Source organism: Kitasatospora albolonga (assembly GCA_002082585.1).
In the GTDB taxonomy this organism is placed as follows: Bacteria; Actinomycetota; Actinomycetes; order Streptomycetales; family Streptomycetaceae; genus Streptomyces; species Streptomyces stephensoniae.
In genome coordinates this window covers 5,036,046-5,052,144 of sequence record CP020563.1, presented here as the reverse complement: position 1 = coordinate 5,052,144, position 16,099 = coordinate 5,036,046, and the positions used below count along the sequence as shown (strand labels likewise).

Below are 16,099 nucleotides of genomic sequence, written 5' to 3'. Positions count from 1 at the left end.
GTCTCCTTTTCCGGTCGCCCCGGGTCCGGGGCGCGTGCCGCGTCGAGCTTCTTGGTGGGTAGACCGGCCCGGGCGCCCGAACTCATCGGCCGGACGGCAAGGACTCATCGGCCCGCCGCGTCCTCCTCATGCTCGGCCGCGGCGGGCGCGGCGGCCACCGGACCGCCCGGCGCCCGGCGCTCGCCCGGGAGCAGGACGTACGCCGCCAGGGCCGCCGCCGCCAGGAGCCCGGCCGCGACCCAGAAGGCCGCCGCGTACCCCGAGGACAGCGCACCGCGCCCGGTCCCGCCGCCGGTGACCTGAGCGGCGACGGTGACCAGGACCGCGAGGCCGAGCGAACCGCCGACCTGGCGCGAGCTGTTGAGCAGCCCGGACGCCATACCCGTCTCCCCGGGCACCACGCCGGTCGTCGCGGCCGTACCGAGCGGGACGAAGCAGAGCCCGATGCCCAGCGAGCAGAGCAGCGACGGGCCGAGGATCGAGGTGAGGAAGGAGCCGTCGACCGTGGCGGTCGCCGCGAACCAGGCCATCCCCAGCGCCGCCAGCGTGCCGCCCACCGTCATCAGCCGCCGGACGCCGAGCGCCGCGACCGCGCGGGTGGCGAGGATCGAGCCCGCGACGACGCCCACGCAGAACGGCAGGAACGCGAACCCGGCGGCGGTCGCCCCGTACCCGAGAACCAGCTGCATGTAGAGCGAGACGAAGTAGAACGCGCCGAACTGGGCCGAGGCCAGCAGCAGGCAGAACAGGTTGGCGGTGAGCACCGGCCGCCCCCGCAGCAGGCCGGGGCGGAGCAGGGGCGACGCCGTACGGAGTTCGACGGCGACGAAGGCGGCGAGCAGGAGCACCGCCGCGCCCAGGGTGGAGAGCGTGACGGCCGACCCCCAGCCGCCCTCCGATGCCCGTACGAGCCCGAGGACCAGCAGCGTCGTCCCGGCCGTGGCGAGGAGCGCCCCGGCGAGGTCCAGCCGGGCGCCGGTCCGCCGCTGCCCGCCGACCGGCCCGCTGCGGGCGGCGGCGGCCAGGGCGAAGGCCACGATCGGCACGTTGACGAGCATCACGGCCCGCCAGCCCGCCGCGTCGGTGAGCACACCGCCCGCCAGCACCCCCACCGCACCGCCCGCCGCGCCCGCCATGCCCCAGAGCCCGAGCGCCCGGGAGCGGGCGGGCCCGGCCGGGAAGGCGAGGGTGATCAGGGCGAACGCCACCGGGGCGAGGGCGGCGGCACCGACGCCCTGGACGGCCCGCGCCGCCACCAGCGAACCGGGCGACCAGGCGAGCCCGCCGGCCAGGCTGGCAAGGCCGAAGAGGACGAGCCCCGCCGTCAGGACGCGGCGCGGTCCCGCCAGGTCGGCGAGGCGTCCGCCGAGCAGGAGGAGCCCGCCGAAGGCGAGGGCGTACGCGTTCACCACCCAGAGCAGCCCGTCCCGGCCGAAGCCGAGGTCACCGCGGATGTCGGGCAGCGCGACATTGACCACGGACATGTCGAGCGACACCAGGAACTGCACGGTGAGCGCCACCACCAGCAGCCACCGCGCGTGCCGCGCCGCCCCGTCCGTCCCCGACCCGCCCGCCACCGTGCCGCCCATGACGCACCCTCCCCTTCGCCGCCCTCGGTCCGATAATTACCATACACGTATAGAAAATAAACCCGGAGGGACGGAGAAGGCCCCGGAAGGGGAGAATGCCCAGGTGTCAGGCACCGAGAAGACCAAGAAACCCCCGAAGAAACCCGTGGGCCGCCCCCGCAGGCTGGACCCGGACGTGATGGTCGCCACCGCGCGCCGCATCGTCGAGGAGGAGGGCGTGGCGGCCCTGTCCATGCGGCGGGTGGCGAAGGAGCTGGGCAGCACGCCGATGGCGCTCTACCACTACGTGCAGGACAAGGACGAGCTGCTCATGCTCACCCTCTCCGGCACCGCCGCCGCCTTTCCCCGCCCGGAGCTGCCGGAGGACCCGCGCGAGCGGCTGGTGGCGGTGGCCGTGCACATGCACGACATCATCGGCCGCATCCCCTGGGTGCTGGACATCCTGGCGCTCGGCGAGCTGACCGACCGGAACGCGCTGTGGATGGTGGAGGAGATCATCGACTCCGCCCTGGCCTGCGGCCTCTCCCCCGCCCGCTCGGTGCGCGCGTACCGGACGATCTGGAGCTACGTCTACGGCGACCTGGTCTTCCGCCGGGCGGCGGCCCGCCGGGCGGAGCAGCCGTCACGCCGGGAGTTCTTCCCGGAGATGATCACGGAGAAGGACACGGCGGAGCTGCCCCGGCTCACCGAGGTGAAGGAGCACTGGCGGGAGTACGCCGCCGACTACGAGGTCGCGGCCGAGCTGGACGCAATCGTGGAGGGGCTGATCGCCCGGGGGACCCGGGACTGATCGGGCCGGGGGCGCGCGGCTCTGAGCGGCCGAGGGGCACGCGGAGCTGAGCGGCCGGGGGGCGCGCGACGCTGAGCAGCCGGGGGGCACGCGGAGCTGAGCGGCCGAGGGGCACGCGGAGCTGAGCGGCCGAGGGGCACGGGGCGATCGGCCGGGGCTCGCGGCGCTGATCAATCGAGGGGCTCAGCGGCCCCCGCGAAAGCCCCCGGAGGACAGCCCCCTCAGCCCACCGCCTCGAACCGCCACCGGTGCACCGGCCGGGTGATCAGGGTGGCGTCGGGCTCGGGGAGTTCGGGGAGGTCATCGGCGTACGAGGCGCCCTCCCACCACGTCATGACCAGCACCCGGTCCTGCGGGGCGCGCAGGAGTTCGCGGCGGGCCGGTTCGCGGGAGAGCTCGGCGGACCGGGCGCGGGCCCACTCCAGGAGCTCGCCTCCCCGGCCCTCCACGGCGCGGGCCTCCCACATCAGGACGATGGTCGCGGCGCCACTCATGAGTACAGGTTGTCCTTGCTGATCTCGTGCACGTGATCGTGGTCGTGGGAGTGGCCATGCCCGTGCTGCGCACCCGGAACGTGCGGTTCTGTCACCGGCAGCGAGGAGTCCGCCGACAGCTCCAGGTCGGAGGGGCGCCGGTTGCGGGCGACCATCTCCGCACCGAGCGCCGCGACCATCGCGCCGTTGTCCGTGCAGAGCTTCGGCCGCGGCACCCTCAGCCGGATGCCCGCCCGCTCGCACCGCTCCTGCGCCAGCGCGCGGAGCCGGGAGTTGGCCGCGACCCCGCCGCCGATCATCAGGTGGTCGACGCCCTCGTCCTTGCAGGCCCGCACCGCCTTTCGCGTCAGCACGTCCACCACGGCCTCCTGGAAGGACGCCGCCACATCCCGTACGGGCACCTCCTCGCCCGCCGCCCGCTTCGCCTCGATCCAGCGGGCGACCGAGGTCTTCAGGCCGGAGAAGGAGAAGTCGTACGGGGCGTCGCGGGGGCCGGTGAGACCGCGCGGGAACGCGATGGCCTTCGGGTCGCCCTCCCGGGCCAGCCGGTCGATGACCGGGCCGCCGGGGAAGCCGAGGTCCAGCACCCGGGCGATCTTGTCGAACGCCTCGCCCGCCGCGTCGTCGATGGTCGCGCCGAGCGGGCGGACGTCGGCGGTGATGTCGGGGGCCAGCAGCAGGGACGAGTGGCCGCCGCTGACCAGGAGCGCCATGGTCGGCTCGGGCAGCGGGCCGTGCTCCAGCTGGTCGACGCAGATGTGGGAGGCCAGGTGGTTGACCCCGTACAGCGGCTTGTTCAGGGCGTACGCGTACGCCTTCGCCGCCGAGACGCCGACGAGCAGCGCCCCCGCGAGCCCGGGGCCCGAGGTGACGGCGATCCCGTCGAGGTCGCGGGCGCTCACCCCGGCCTCCTTCAGGGCGCGCTCGATGGTGGGGACCATCGCCTCCAGGTGGGCGCGCGAGGCGATCTCCGGGACGACGCCGCCGAAGCGGGCGTGGGTGTCGACGCTGGAGGCGACGGCGTCCGCGAGCAGGGTGGTCCCGCGCACGATACCGACGCCGGTCTCGTCGCAGGAGGTCTCGATGCCGAGTACGAGGGGTTCGTCGGCAGCCATCATTCAGTCCCGGTCTCTGGTGCGTGCTCTTGCAGGGTGAGGCGCATGACCAGGGCGTCGATGTTCCCCGGCTGGTAGTAGCCGCGCCGGAAGCCGATCGGCTCGAAGCCGAAGCGCTCGTACAGCTTCTGCGCGCGGGTGTTGTCGACGCGGACCTCCAGGAGCACGGTGGCGCACTCGAAGGCGGTCGCGGCCTTCAGCAGGTCGGTGAGGAGCTCGGAGCCCAGGCCGGTGCCCCAGGCGTCCCGGCTGACCGCGATGGTCTGGACGTCGGAGAGGTCGCCGAGGGCGGCGAGCCCCGCGTATCCGGTGATCCGGCCGGTGACCGGGTCCTCGGCGACGACGTAGTGGCGGGTGGCGCCGGGGCCGCGGGCGTGGGCCAGCTCGGACCAGAACATGCCGGGCGACCAGGCGTCGTCCGGGAAGAGCGCGTGTTCGAGCTCCAGCACCGGTTCGATGTCCCACCAGCGCATCTCGCGCAGTACGGCGGTGGTGGCGGCGCTCACTTGGGGGTGACCACCTTGTAGTTCTTCGGTACCTGGGCGTCGGGCCGGCGCAGATAGAGCGGCTGCGGCTCCAGCAGCTCCTGCCCGGCGGCGAGCCGTTCGGCGGCGAGCGAGGCGAGCGAGGCGGCGGAGACGTGCTCGGGGCCGCGCGCGTCCGGGAAGGCGTCCGGGTAGAGGGCCGCGCCCGCGCCGACCACGGGGAGCCCGGCCAGTTCGGCGGCGATGTCGGCGGGCCGGTCGACGGCGGGGTCACCCGTACGGGTGCGGGCGTCCTCGTACCGTGCCCAGTACACCTCCTTGCGGCGCGCGTCCGTCGCCACGGCGAAGGGCCCCTCCAGGCCGCCGTCCTGCCCGGCGGCGTACGCCAGTCCGTCCAGGGTGCAGATCCCGTGCACGGGGACGGAGAGGGCGGAGCCGAAGGTGGCGGCGGTGACCAGGCCGACCCGCAGCCCGGTGTAGGGGCCGGGGCCCACGCCCACGACCACGCCCGTCACGGCGTCGAGCTTCACCCCGGCCTCGGCGAGGACCCGGTCGACGGCGGGCAGCAGCAGTTCACCGTGCCTGCGGGCGTCGACCTGGCCGGAGGAGGCGATGACGGACGCACCGTCGTGCAGGGCGACGGTGACGGCGGGCGTGGCGGTATCCATGGCGAGCAAGAGCACGCAAACAGCCTACGGCTCCGCCGACGGCGGTACGGCGTCCGTACGGCGTCCCGGTCGGCCCGCCCTCTGCTGCTACCGTCACCGGGTATCCGCGGGTACGACGTAAACGCTTGTACGACATGCGGCAGAACGCAGCCGAAAGGGGAGTCACGGTGGCAAGGGGAAGCTCGGGAATGGTGGCCGGGCTCACTGCGGCGGCGGTCGTCGTGGTCGCCGTCCTCGCCTACCAGGCGTCCGCGAACGCGCCCGACTCGGTGGCCTCGTCCGCCTCGGCCACCCCGAAGTCCTCCGCGTCCGCCACCGACCGGCCCACCGCGAAGCCGAAGCCCACGAAGGACCCGCACGCGGTCCCGGCGGACTCGGGCACCGGTGAGCGTGTGGTCTACGCGCTGAAGGACCGGCGGGTGTGGCTGGTCGACGGGAACGGCAAGGCGCTGCGGACCTTCACCGTGATGCCGAGCCCCGTCAGCCCGCCGCCGGACGTCTACCAGGTCACCTCGCGCTCGGGCACGGTCCAGGGCTCCGACGGCGTGCCGATCGAGCACGTGGTGCGCTTCGCCAACGTGGACAACGTGGCGGTGGGCTTCAGCGCGGCGCAGGACGGCTCGATGGAGGCCCCGGACCCGACGTCGAAGACGGGCGGTGTACGGATGACGCGGGAGGACGGCAACGCGATGTGGACGTTCGCGACGGTCGGCGCCAAGGTGGTCGTCGTCCGCTAGGGCGGGACCGGGCGCCTTCTTTTGGAGCGCTCTTTCAGGAGGGCGCTCCCCCAGGAGGCGCCTTTTTACGCTGTCGTCCTTCAGCGTGCTCTTTGCGCTGTCGGCCTTCGGCGTGCTCCTTACGCTGTTGCCTTCGGCGTGCTCTTTACGCTGCCCGGCGGCGCACGGCGCTCCCGTGCCCGGTCTCCTCGTCCCCGTCCCGCGCCGCGTCCGGTTCGTCCGCCGCGTCGCTCGGTGGGGTGGAGACCGCGGTGGCCGCCGCGTACGAAGCCAGCAGGTCCTTCATCGACAGGGCGGACGGCGTCGGCTGCTGCTGCGACGGCTGCTCCGCGCGCTCGGGCGTCGGCATGGATGCCTCCTGGGGGCTCCGGTGGAGGTCGTGGTTAGGTAGACCTAACCAGGTCTCGTACCCATGTGACCACGACCACCGTCCCGTGCGCAACAATTTACCGACAGCCCGTCGGGAAGGCGAGTCCCGTGCGGGGCCCGGCCGCTCCGCCGCGTGACGCCCGGGTTACGCCAGCTCCTCCCGCAGCCGCGCCCAGCGCGCCCCGATGCCCACCAGGGTCACCTCGCGCCGCTCGTCGTCCGTGTCGCCGGTCGCGCGGTCGATGAGCACGCGGAGCCGGTCCTCGGAGAGCTCCTCCACCTTGCCGTCGCCCCACTCCACGACCACCACCGACTCCGGCAGCGACACATCGAGATCGAGGTCCTCCATCTCGTCGAGCCCGCCGCCCAGGCGGTACGCGTCCACGTGGACGAGGGCCGGGCCCTCGACCAGCGAGGGGTGGACGCGGGCGATGACGAAGGTGGGCGAGGTGACCGCGCCGCGTACGCCGAGGCCCTCACCGAGCCCCCGGGTCAGCGTCGTCTTCCCGGCGCCCAGCTCGCCCGTGAGCATGACCAGGTCGCCGGGGGCCAGGACCCGGGCGAGGCGGCGGCCCAGGTCCTGCATCTGTTCGGGGGACTCGACGGTGAGCGTCAGGGTGACGGCCTCGGGAACGGCCGGCGCCACGGCCGTCCCGGAGCTATCGGCGGCCGGGCTGCTGTGCGGTGTTTCCATGCTCGCCAACGTTAGCGGCAGCCACCGCTCCGCCGCGTACGAGCAGGTCGGCCAGCCGGTCGGTGACCGTCTCCGGGTGCTCCAGCATCACCAGGTGCCCGGCGTCCGGCACCAGGATCAGCTCGGCCTCCGGCAGGACGTCCGCGATGGCCTCGCTGTGCGAGCTGGGGGTGACGAGGTCCTTCTCCCCGGCCAGGATCAGCACGGGCAGATCCCGGAAGACGGGCAGCGCACCGCTCTTGTCGTGCTCGGTGAAGGCCGGGTAGAACTCGGCGACCACGTCGATCGGGGTCGACTCGATCAGCCGCTCCGCGAACCGGGCGACCGCCGGGTCCACGTCCCGGGAGCTGAACGAGTACCGCTTGATGAGCCCGGCGAAGAGGTCGGCGGTGGCCCGGCGCCCCTTCTCCACCAGCTCCGCCTGCGTACCCAGCGCCCGCAGCACCCCCGGCAGCACCCGGCGCACCGCCCGCACGCCCGCCACCGGCAGCCCGAAGTTGACCTCGCCGAGCCTGCCGCTGGAGGTGCCGACGAACGCGACGGCGGCGACCCGGTCGCGGATGAGGGCCGGGTACTGGTCGGCCAGCGCCATCATCGTCATGCCGCCCATGGAGTGGCCGACGAGCACGATCGGCCCCTCGGGGGCCGCCGCGTCGATGACGGCCTTCAGATCGCGGCCCAGCTGGTCGATGCCGAGGGCCACCCCGTCCGCCTGGGCCCGGCCGCGCTCGGAGCGGCCGTGGCTGCGCTGGTCCCAGTAGACGGCGCGGACGAGGCCGCGCAGGGCGGCGCGCTGGAAGTGCCAGGAGTCCTGGCCGAGGCAGTAGCCGTGGCTGAAGACGACGGTGACGGGGGCGGGGGCCTTGCGCCCGAAGAGCCGCCGCCGACGGCTGCCGGAGGCGGTCGGGCGGTCGGAAGCACTCGTACGGTCGGCGGTGGCGGTCGTACGGCCGGAATCAGTGGCGGTCGTACGGCCCACATCAGAAGCGGTCGTACGGTCGGCGAGGCCGGAGGCGCCCCCGGGTGAACCGTTTCCCCCGGCCGCCCGCGGCGGCTCCACCTCGTCGACCTCGTAGTACAGCTCGGTCCCGTCGTCGGCGACCGCCCGGCCCGGCGTCCCGCGCAGCGAGCCGTAGGGCCCGGTCGCGTCCAGCGCGAGGCGGGCCTTCTTGCGCATCCCGCGCCCGACGGTGAGCCGCTCGACGGCGACCCCGGCCGCCGCGCTCGCCGCGAGCACTCCTATCGCGGCCCCGGCGACACCCGCCCGCCGCCAGCTGGCCGCTGTCGTGGCGGCCGCCGCCACGACGTCCCCCGCCGCCCCCGCGCTGCTGTCGCTCACCGTGCCGTGCCCCCGCTCGGATGGGCCGGGCCTTCCGGACCGGCCGTCTCGTTCACGTACACCCTCGGTACCCGGCTCCCGATCCGGGTGACGATCTCGTACCCGATCGTCCCGGCGGCCACCGCCCAGTCCTCGACGGTCGGCTCGCCCCGGTCGCCCGGTCCGAACAGCACGGCCTCCGCGCCCGGTTCGGGCCGGTCGCCGCCGAGGTCGACGACGAACTGGTCCATGGCGACGCGGCCCGCCGCCGTACGGACCCGGCCGCCGACCAGGACGGGGCCGCGCCCCGACGCGTGGCGCGGGATGCCGTCCGCGTAGCCGACGGGGATCAGGCCGAGCGTGGTCTCGGCGGGGGTCGCGTAGTGGTGGCCGTAGCTGACGCCGTGCCCGGCCGGGACGTCCTTGACCAGGGCGACGGCGGCGGCGAGCGTCATCACCGGGCGGAGCCCCAGCTCGGCGGGGGTGCCCAGCTCGGGGGCGGGCGAGACGCCGTACATCGCGATGCCGGTCCGTACGAGGTCGAAGTGGGCCTCGGGGAGCGTCAGTGTGGCCGGGGAGTTGGCGAGGTGGCGGACCTCGGGGTCGACGCCCTCCTTCTCGGCGTACGCGACCATGTCCCGGAACGCGGAGAGCTGGGCGGCGATCGACGGGTGGCCGGGCTCGTCGGCGCAGGCGAAGTGGGACCAGAGGCCGGTGATCCGGATGGCGCCCGTCCGCTCTGCGGTGCGGGCCTCGGCGACGAGTTCCGGCCAGTCGGCGGGCTGGCAGCCGTTGCGTCCGAGGCCGGTGTCGGCCTTGAGCTGGACGCGGGCCGGGCGACCGGCGGCGGTGGCCGCCGCGACGGCCTCGCGCAGGGCCCACAACGCGCTGACCGACACGTCGATACCGGCCTCGACCGCCTCGCGCCAGGGCCCGCCCGGCGTCCAGAGCCAGCACATGATCGGGCCGTCGAGCCCGGCGGCCCGCAGGGCGAGGGCCTCGTGCGGGGTGGCGGTGCCGAGCCAGGTGGCCCCGGCCTCGCGGGCGGCCCGGGCCACGGGCACGGCCCCGTGCCCGTAACCGTCGGACTTCACCACGGCCATGAGCTGTGCCCCGGCCGCCCGCTCGCGCAGAGCACGCACATTGGCGCGCAGCGCGGCGAGGTCGATCTCGGCACGGGCTCTCAGGGACGCTGTCTCGTTCATCGCGCCCAGTGTCTCAGAGGCGCCTGTCGCCTCCCCGGCAGCGCACGCCGGTATCCACACCTATGTACGTTTCATCACATGTTCGAGGTGTTCGATGAGGACGGGCACATGGCTGTCGGCCACGTCCTTGACGGCGGTGATCAGCGTGACGGGCCCGCCCTCGCGCACCAGCCCCACCAGCCGCTCGACGGCCTCGGTGTGAGCCGGGTCGTCGAGCTCGGTGCGGTAGCGCTCGGCGAACGCGTCGTGCCGGGCGCCGGAGCGGTCCTGGTGGTACCAGGACCGCAGCTCGTCCGAGGGGGTGATGTCCTTCAGCCACACGTCGATCGCGGCGCGCTCCTTGGAGACCCCGCGCGGCCAGAGCCGGTCGACGAGGACGCGGGTGCCGTCGCCGTCCTCGGGCGGGTCGTAGACCCTGCGTACGCGTACGGGTTCGCTGCCGCTCACGGGTCGGGGTCCTCTCTGCCGCTGCCGGGACCTCCACCTTCGCCCCCGCTCACCCCGCCCGCGAGTCACACGCCTCCCCCGCGCTCCCTCTGCCTCCCCCGCGCGCCCTGCCTCACTCGCGCGCCCTGCCTCACCCCGCCCGCACGTCGCGCCAGGCCGCCGGGATGCCGTCGGCGACGTCCTGCGCGGAGACCGGGCCCCCGCCGGAGCCGTGCCGGGCGGCGAGCCCGTGCAGATACGCGCCGACGGAGGCCGCGTCGCGCGGGGCGAGCCCGGCCGCGAGCAGGGACCCCGTCAGCCCGGAGAGCACATCGCCGCTGCCCGCCGTGGCGAGCCACCCGGTCCCGGTCGGATTGACCCGTACGGGGGTGTCCCGGGCCTCCGCCACCAGGGTCGTGGACCCCTTGAGGAGCACGGTCGCGCGGTAGCGGGCGGCCAGCTCCCGTACGGCGGCGAGCCGCCCGGCCTCCACCTCCTCGCGCGCCACGCCGAGCAGGGCGGCGGCCTCCCCGGCGTGCGGGGTCAGGACGGTGGCGGCGGTCCGGGTCCGTACGGTGTCGGGCTCCAGCAGCCGCAGCCCGTCCGCGTCGACCAGTACGGGGACGTCGGCGGCCAGCACATCGGCGGCGGCCTCCTCCGCCCACCGCCCGTCCCCGAGGCCGGGCCCGAGCACCCACGCCTGGACGCGCCCGGCCTTCGACGGCGGCCCGGCGTGCACCAGGGTCTCCGGGAAGCGGGCGATCACCGCGTCCGCGCCGGGCCCCACGTACCGCACGGCCCCCGCCCCGCCGCGCAGCGCGCCCGCGACCGCGAGGACCGCCGCGCCCGGGTAGCGCTCGGACCCGGCGACGACGCCGACGACACCCCGGCTGTACTTGTCGCTCTCCGCCCCCGGCACCGGCAGCAGCGCCGCCACGTCCGCGTACTGGAGCGCCTCCAGGTCCGGCGGCTCCGGCAGCTCCGGCCCGAGCCCGATGTCCACCAGCCGCAGGGCGCCCGCGTGTTCGGCGGCCGGGTCGATGAGGAGGCCCGGCTTGTACGTGCCGAAGGTGACGGTCGCGTCGGCGCGGACGGCCTCGCCGTGCACCTCCCCGCTGTCGGCCTCGACCCCGCTGGGCAGGTCGACGGCGACGACGGGGGTACGGTCACGGTCCCGGAGCACCGCCCGCAGCAGGGCCACGGCGTCCTCGCGGAGCCCGCCGCGCCCGCCGATCCCGGTGATGCCGTCCACGACGAGGTCCAGGGCGCTACCGATGTCGTCCGGCCCGTCGACGACCTGCCCTCCGGCGGCCAGGAACGCGGCGAGCCCGCCCGCGTGCGCCCGGTCGGGCGAGAGCAGGAGGGCGCGCACCCCGGCGCCCCGGCGGGCCAGGCGCGCGCCCGCGTACAGGGCGTCACCCCCGTTGTCGCCACTGCCGACGAGAAGCAGGACCCGGGACCCGTACACCCGGCCGTTGCGCCGGAGCAGCTCCCCGCAGGCGGCGGCGAGCCCGGCGGCGGCGCGCTGCATGAGGGCACCTTCCGGCACCCGCTTCATGAGGGCGGCCTCGGCGGCCCGTACGGTCTCCACGCTGTAGGCACGTCGCATGGGACCAACCCTGGGCGATCAGGGGGCGGAACGCCACCTCCACGGGCCCCGCCCGGCCGGAAGCCCACGGCCACGCACGCGCCCGGCACCCCCGGCCTACCCCTCCGCGATCACCACCGCCGACGCCACCCCCGCGTCATGGCTGAGCGAGACGTGCCAGCCGCGCACGCCCAGTTCGGCCGCGCGTGCGGCCACCGTGCCGCGTACGCGCAGCCGGGGCTGCCCGCTCTCCTCGACCCAGACCTCCGCGTCGCTCCAGAGCAGCCCGCCCGGCGCGCCGAGCGCCTTCGCCAGGGCCTCCTTCGCGGCGAACCGGGCGGCGAGCGAGGCGACTCCGCGCCGCTCGCCGCTCGGGAGCGTCAGCTCGCTCCCGACGAAGAGCCGTTCGGCCAGCTGGGGCGTCCGCTCCAGCGCGGCGCCGAACCGTTCGATCTCGGCCACGTCGATCCCGACTCCGATGATCACGACCCCACCCTCGCCATCCTCATCACGCGGGGCGCACGCCCCGGCTCACTCCACGGTCACGGACTTCGCCAGATTGCGCGGCTGGTCCACTTCGTTGCCGCGGGCCGTCGCCAGCTCGCAGGCGAAGACCTGGAGCGGCACGGTGGCGACCAGCGGCTGAAGCAGCGTAGGCGTTGCGGGGACGGTGATGAGGTGGTCGGCGTACGGGACGACGGCCTCGTCGCCCTCCTCGGCGACGACGATGGTGCGCGCGCCCCGGGCCCGGATCTCCTGGATGTTGGAGACGATCTTGTCGTGGAGGACCGAACGCCCGCGCGGGGAGGGCACGATGACGACGACGGGCAGGCCCTCCTCGATGAGCGCGATGGGCCCGTGCTTGAGCTCCCCGGCCGCGAACCCTTCGGCGTGCATGTAGGCGAGCTCCTTGAGCTTGAGCGCGCCTTCGAGGGCGACCGGGTAGCCGACGTGGCGCCCGAGGAAGAGCACGGTGTCGTGGTGGGCGAGGGAGCGGGCCAGCTCGCGGACGGGCTCCATGGTCTCCAGTACGCGGTCGACCTCGCCGGAGATCGCGGAGAGCTGGCGCACCACCGTACGGATCTCGTCGCCCCACTTGGTGCCGCGCAGCTGGCCGAGGTACAGGGCGACGAGGTAGCAGGCGACGAGCTGGGTGAGGAAGGCTTTGGTGGAGGCGACGGCGACCTCGGGCCCGGCGTGCGTGTAGAGGACGGCGTCGGATTCGCGCGGGATCGTGGAGCCGTTGGTGTTGCAGATGGCGAGCACCTTCGCGCCCTGCTCACGGGCGTGGCGCAGGGCCATGAGGGTGTCCATGGTCTCGCCGGACTGGGAGATGGCGATGACCAGGGTGCGCTGGTCGAGGATCGGGTCGCGGTAGCGGAACTCGCTGGCGAGCTCGGTCTCGCAGGGCAGCCGGGTCCAGTGCTCGATGGCGTACTTGGCGATCATCCCGGCGTGGAAGGCGGTCCCGCAGGCGACGATGACGACCTTGTCGACCTCGCGCAGTTCGGCGTCGGGGATGCGCACCTCGTCGAGGTGGAGCGAGCCCTCGCCGTCGACGCGGCCGAGGAGGGTGTCGGAGACGGCCTGGGGCTGGTCGGCGATCTCCTTGAGCATGAAGGAGGCGTAGCCGCCCTTCTCGGCGGCGGAGGCGTCCCAGTCGACGTGGTACTCGCGCACGTCCGCCGGTGCCCCGTCGAACCCGGTGACGGTGACGCCCTCGCGGCTCAGCTCGACGACCTGGTCCTGGCCGAGCTCGATCGCGGACCGGGTGTGGGCGATGAACGCGGCGACGTCGGAGGCGAGGAACCACTCCTCGTCCCCCACCCCCACCACGAGCGGCGAGTTGCGCCGGGCGCCGACCACCACGTCCGGCTGGTCCGCATGCACGGCGACCAGGGTGAAGGCCCCCTCCAGCCGCCGGCACACCTGCCGCATGGCGTCCGCGAGGTCCCCGCCCGCCGAGAACGCCTCGGCCAGCAGATGCGCGACGACCTCGGTGTCCGTCTCGGACTCCAGGGCGTGCCCGCGCCCGGTCAGCTCGCGCCGCAGGGCCGCGAAGTTCTCGATGATCCCGTTGTGGACGACGGCGACCCGGCCCGCGTTGTCCAGGTGGGGGTGGGCGTTCACGTCGTTGGGCGCCCCGTGCGTCGCCCACCGCGTGTGCCCGATCCCGGTCCGCCCGGCCGGCAGCGGCCGGTCCCCGAGCTCCTTCTCCAGATTGACGAGCTTGCCCGCCTTCTTCGCGGCGGCGAGCCCGCCGTCCGCGAGCACGGCGACACCCGCCGAGTCGTAGCCCCGGTATTCGAGGCGCTTGAGTCCTGCGACGACGACGTCCTGCGCCGACTGTCCACCGACATAACCCACGATTCCGCACATAGCGGCACCATAAGGCCGGGAGCGGCTCGCCAGAGGAATGCGGGAGCCATGTTGGTGGCATACAATTCTTTGTACATGACCAACATATGACCTCCACGAAGGGCGGCCGGGCATGTCGGTGACCCAGATCGACATAGACGATGAAGCCCTGGAGCGGGCCATGGCACTCTCCAAGGCCCGGACGAAGAAGGAGACCGTGAACCTCGCCCTCCGCTTCTACGCGGAGCAGCAGGAGCGCGCGGCGCGCATCAGCCGCCACTTCGAGCGGGCGCGCCACTGGGGCGCGGTCGAGGACGCGGAGCGGCGGCACCTGGCGGAGAAGGCGGAGAAGAACGGCCGGTGATCTACCTGTTCGACACCTCGGGCCTCGTACGGCTGCTCTCCGACACCGCCCTTCAGTCGGCGTGGGCCGATGCGATCGAGGCCGGAACGGTCGCCTCCTGCTACCCGCAGCGAACCGAGTTCCTGTACGGCGCCCGGAACGCGGGCGAGTACGACGAGATCGTGGAGATGTTCACCGACCTCTACCCGGACGTCTCCGTGCCGAAGAGCGCGGGACGCTGGGTCACCTCGGTCCAGCACCGCATGGCACGCGCCGGGCAGCACCGCAGCGCCTCCGCCGTGGACCTCATGATCGCCGCCACGGCGGCCCATCACGGCCTGACGGTCCTCCATGACGACCTCGACTACCGCACGATCGCCCGGCACGCTCCGGACCTCGGCGAACACAGCGTTCACGACGTGGCCTGAAGCTCCGCCCGGTGCGGGCCCGCGCACCCGCGGCCCGCACCGGAACAGGAGCCGCCCGTCACGTGCAGTACTGCGCCTCCTTGCCGATCGACCGGTACATGCAGTCCGCGTTCTCGATCAGTTGCAGCACCGCGTCCCGGTTGCGGGAGGTCTCGCGCTCGATGATCTCGTCGGGCGGGTAGAAGCCGCCGCCGGAGGCCGAGCGCGGGTACATCTCGAAGGTGTAGCCGAAGATCCGCTGCGAGCCCCACAGCCAGTCGTCGATCGAGCCGTCGGTGATGTAGAGGTCGCTGGACTGCTCGGCGGTGTAGCCGTTGCTCGCCGCCATCTTGCGGCCCACCGCCGCGAACGCGTTGCGGTCGTCGGCCGTCATGCCGGGGGCCGTGTCGGCGTAGGTGTAGCCGTACGGCCAGAGCACCAGCTCGCTGTACGAGTGGAAGTCGATGGCCGCCGTGATCTGCTGCTTCCCGCCGACCACCCGGCTCCGTACGAAGTCCGCCACGACCTTCGTCTCGGGCGCGGACTCGGCGGCCCTGCCCCGGTACGTCTCCGATGACGGGCTGGAGGAGGAGCCGCCGCAGCAGCCCCACCTGTAGGCCCAGTTGCGGTTGAGGTCGGTGCCGACGGCGGTGGAGCCGGAGTTGGGCTGCCGGTTCTTGCGCCAGCTGCGGTACGAGCCGGTGGCGATGTCATACTCGCCGCCGTCCGGGTTCATGTCCGGGATGATCCACAGCTCGCGCCCGTTGACGGCCTGGGTGATCCGGGGATCGGAGCCGTACCCCTGGGCGAACTCGCGGAGCAGGTAGAGCGACATCTCGACGGTGAGGTGCTCGCGGGCGTGCTGGTGGGCGGTGAACAGGACCTCGGGCTCGGCCTCGTCGGTGGCCACGTTGTCGCTGATCTTGATCGCGACGATGTCGCGGCCCTGGTAGGTCTTGCCGATGACGCGCTTGCTCATGATCGAGGGGTTGGCGGCGACCCGGGCGTCGATGGCCGCCGTCATCTCGGCGTAGTTGTGGTAGCGGGAGTCGGCGGGCGGGAAGTCGAGCGCGGTGACGCCCTCCTCCTCGCCGTGCGCGTGGGCGTGGGCGCCGGGTGCGGGCAGCGCCTCCAGGGCGTGGCCCTTGGCCCGGAGCCGCTTGGCCTGGGCGGCGTCCGCGGTGATCACGATGCCGTGCTGGTGCACCTCGTCGATGGAGACGCCCGCGCGGGCGATCTCGGTGCGGGCGGCGGGGGTGGTGCGCCCGATGATCTCGTACTGGAGTGTCCGCTCGTCCGCGGCGACGGCCGCGTTCGGGGCGGAGGGCTCGGCGGTGGCGACGGCGGACGCCGGGGCGGCGAGGCCGAGGGCGAGCAGGACGGCGAGGGTGGCGTTCCTTCTGGCTTTCGTTCCGGCTTTCGCCCCGGCCTTCGTTCCGGCCTTCGCCGTGCGGGATCTCCGTGTGCTGGCGAGTCGCATGCTGGCAGTCTCCTGTCCGTCGGGTGGGGGGTG

The 16,099-nt window shown here is 73.8% G+C and carries 18 protein-coding genes; 4 read left to right on the top strand and 14 right to left on the bottom strand.

Features of this window, described 5'->3' with window-relative positions; all coding sequences use genetic code 11:
- Positions 1–104 precede the first annotated feature (104 nt).
- Complete coding sequence (locus B7C62_22430) at positions 105–1,589, bottom strand: MFS transporter (protein ID ARF74682.1); 1,485 nt, start codon at positions 1,587–1,589, stop codon at positions 105–107.
- 103 nt (positions 1,590–1,692) lie between these two features.
- On the opposite strand from B7C62_22430, the gene B7C62_22425 reads away from it, so the two are divergent.
- Positions 1,693–2,379 (top strand): TetR family transcriptional regulator, encoded by a 687-nt coding sequence (locus B7C62_22425; GenBank protein ID ARF74681.1) that lies wholly within the window; start codon positions 1,693–1,695, stop codon positions 2,377–2,379.
- A 221-nt stretch (positions 2,380–2,600) separates the two neighbouring features.
- Here B7C62_22425 and B7C62_22420 read toward each other — a convergent pair whose 3' ends face one another.
- From B7C62_22420 to B7C62_22405, 4 genes are read right to left on the bottom strand one after another with little or no spacing between them, the layout of a single operon-like run.
- Positions 2,601–2,873 (bottom strand): hypothetical protein, encoded by a 273-nt coding sequence (locus B7C62_22420; protein ID ARF74680.1) that lies wholly within the window; start codon positions 2,871–2,873, stop codon positions 2,601–2,603.
- On the bottom strand, positions 2,870–3,988 hold the full coding sequence (locus B7C62_22415) for a tRNA (adenosine(37)-N6)-threonylcarbamoyltransferase complex transferase subunit TsaD (protein ARF74679.1): 1,119 nt from the start codon (positions 3,986–3,988) through the stop codon (positions 2,870–2,872). The genes B7C62_22420 and B7C62_22415 overlap by 4 nt, the downstream gene beginning before the upstream one ends.
- The gene (locus B7C62_22410; GenBank protein ARF74678.1) at positions 3,988–4,494 is read right to left on the bottom strand and encodes a ribosomal-protein-alanine N-acetyltransferase; all 507 of its coding nucleotides are present in this window, start codon (positions 4,492–4,494) and stop codon (positions 3,988–3,990) included. The genes B7C62_22415 and B7C62_22410 overlap by 1 nt, the downstream gene beginning before the upstream one ends.
- Complete coding sequence (locus tag B7C62_22405) at positions 4,491–5,141, bottom strand: tRNA (adenosine(37)-N6)-threonylcarbamoyltransferase complex dimerization subunit type 1 TsaB (GenBank protein ARF74677.1); 651 nt, start codon at positions 5,139–5,141, stop codon at positions 4,491–4,493. Before B7C62_22405 ends, B7C62_22410 begins: the two co-directional genes overlap by 4 nt.
- A gap of 188 nt (positions 5,142–5,329) precedes the next feature.
- On the opposite strand from B7C62_22405, the gene B7C62_22400 reads away from it, so the two are divergent.
- Complete coding sequence (locus B7C62_22400) at positions 5,330–5,878, top strand: hypothetical protein (protein ARF74676.1); 549 nt, start codon at positions 5,330–5,332, stop codon at positions 5,876–5,878.
- Positions 5,879–6,023: 145 nt separating this feature from the next.
- Here B7C62_22400 and B7C62_22395 read toward each other — a convergent pair whose 3' ends face one another.
- The 8 genes from B7C62_22395 to B7C62_22360 form a co-directional block, all read right to left on the bottom strand.
- Entirely contained in the window at positions 6,024–6,227 is a 204-nt protein-coding gene (locus tag B7C62_22395; GenBank protein ARF74675.1) for a hypothetical protein, read from the bottom strand.
- A gap of 165 nt (positions 6,228–6,392) precedes the next feature.
- Positions 6,393–6,941: a tRNA (adenosine(37)-N6)-threonylcarbamoyltransferase complex ATPase subunit type 1 TsaE gene (locus B7C62_22390; protein ARF74674.1), complete on the bottom strand. Its 549-nt coding sequence runs from the start codon at positions 6,939–6,941 to the stop codon at positions 6,393–6,395.
- Positions 6,907–8,280 carry an alpha/beta hydrolase gene (locus tag B7C62_22385; protein ID ARF74673.1) on the bottom strand — a complete coding sequence of 458 codons (1,374 nt, stop codon included), beginning with the start codon at positions 8,278–8,280 and terminating at the stop codon, positions 6,907–6,909. The genes B7C62_22390 and B7C62_22385 overlap by 35 nt, the downstream gene beginning before the upstream one ends.
- Positions 8,277–9,464 (bottom strand): alanine racemase, encoded by a 1,188-nt coding sequence (locus tag B7C62_22380; GenBank protein ID ARF74672.1) that lies wholly within the window; start codon positions 9,462–9,464, stop codon positions 8,277–8,279. Before B7C62_22380 ends, B7C62_22385 begins: the two co-directional genes overlap by 4 nt.
- Positions 9,465–9,524: 60 nt before the next feature.
- Complete coding sequence (locus tag B7C62_22375; GenBank protein ARF74671.1) at positions 9,525–9,911, bottom strand: MarR family transcriptional regulator; 387 nt, start codon at positions 9,909–9,911, stop codon at positions 9,525–9,527.
- A gap of 130 nt (positions 9,912–10,041) precedes the next feature.
- Entirely contained in the window at positions 10,042–11,499 is a 1,458-nt protein-coding gene (locus B7C62_22370; protein ID ARF74670.1) for a bifunctional ADP-dependent NAD(P)H-hydrate dehydratase/NAD(P)H-hydrate epimerase, read from the bottom strand.
- A 96-nt stretch (positions 11,500–11,595) separates the two neighbouring features.
- Entirely contained in the window at positions 11,596–11,964 is a 369-nt protein-coding gene (locus B7C62_22365) for a holo-ACP synthase (protein ID ARF74669.1), read from the bottom strand.
- Between the two features lie 45 nt (positions 11,965–12,009).
- On the bottom strand, positions 12,010–13,857 hold the full coding sequence (locus B7C62_22360) for a glutamine--fructose-6-phosphate transaminase (isomerizing) (GenBank protein ID ARF74668.1): 1,848 nt from the start codon (positions 13,855–13,857) through the stop codon (positions 12,010–12,012).
- 118 nt (positions 13,858–13,975) lie between these two features.
- On the opposite strand from B7C62_22360, the gene B7C62_22355 reads away from it, so the two are divergent.
- Positions 13,976–14,200, top strand: coding sequence for a hypothetical protein (locus tag B7C62_22355; protein ID ARF77322.1), 225 nt, complete (start codon positions 13,976–13,978; stop codon positions 14,198–14,200).
- Positions 14,197–14,607 carry a VapC toxin family PIN domain ribonuclease gene (locus tag B7C62_22350; protein ID ARF74667.1) on the top strand — a complete coding sequence of 137 codons (411 nt, stop codon included), beginning with the start codon at positions 14,197–14,199 and terminating at the stop codon, positions 14,605–14,607. The genes B7C62_22355 and B7C62_22350 overlap by 4 nt, the downstream gene beginning before the upstream one ends.
- Positions 14,608–14,665: 58 nt before the next feature.
- Here B7C62_22350 and B7C62_22345 read toward each other — a convergent pair whose 3' ends face one another.
- Positions 14,666–16,066, bottom strand: coding sequence for a carboxypeptidase (locus tag B7C62_22345; protein ID ARF74666.1), 1,401 nt, complete (start codon positions 16,064–16,066; stop codon positions 14,666–14,668).
- Positions 16,067–16,099 lie beyond the last annotated feature (33 nt).

Coding starts and splice junctions, on each gene's coding strand:
- B7C62_22370 (ARF74670.1), bottom strand. CDS start 11,499: ATGCGACGTGCCTACAGCGTGGAGACCGTACGGGCCGCCGAGGCCGCC.
- B7C62_22390 (ARF74674.1), bottom strand. CDS start 6,941: ATGGAAACACCGCACAGCAGCCCGGCCGCCGATAGCTCCGGGACGGCC.
- B7C62_22360 (ARF74668.1), bottom strand. CDS start 13,857: ATGTGCGGAATCGTGGGTTATGTCGGTGGACAGTCGGCGCAGGACGTC.
- B7C62_22400 (ARF74676.1), top strand. CDS start 5,330: ATGGTGGCCGGGCTCACTGCGGCGGCGGTCGTCGTGGTCGCCGTCCTC.
- B7C62_22345 (ARF74666.1), bottom strand. CDS start 16,066: ATGCGACTCGCCAGCACACGGAGATCCCGCACGGCGAAGGCCGGAACG.
- B7C62_22395 (ARF74675.1), bottom strand. CDS start 6,227: ATGCCGACGCCCGAGCGCGCGGAGCAGCCGTCGCAGCAGCAGCCGACG.
- B7C62_22380 (ARF74672.1), bottom strand. CDS start 9,464: ATGAACGAGACAGCGTCCCTGAGAGCCCGTGCCGAGATCGACCTCGCC.
- B7C62_22415 (ARF74679.1), bottom strand. CDS start 3,988: ATGGCTGCCGACGAACCCCTCGTACTCGGCATCGAGACCTCCTGCGAC.
- B7C62_22430 (ARF74682.1), bottom strand. CDS start 1,589: ATGGGCGGCACGGTGGCGGGCGGGTCGGGGACGGACGGGGCGGCGCGG.
- B7C62_22405 (ARF74677.1), bottom strand. CDS start 5,141: ATGGATACCGCCACGCCCGCCGTCACCGTCGCCCTGCACGACGGTGCG.
- B7C62_22420 (ARF74680.1), bottom strand. CDS start 2,873: ATGAGTGGCGCCGCGACCATCGTCCTGATGTGGGAGGCCCGCGCCGTG.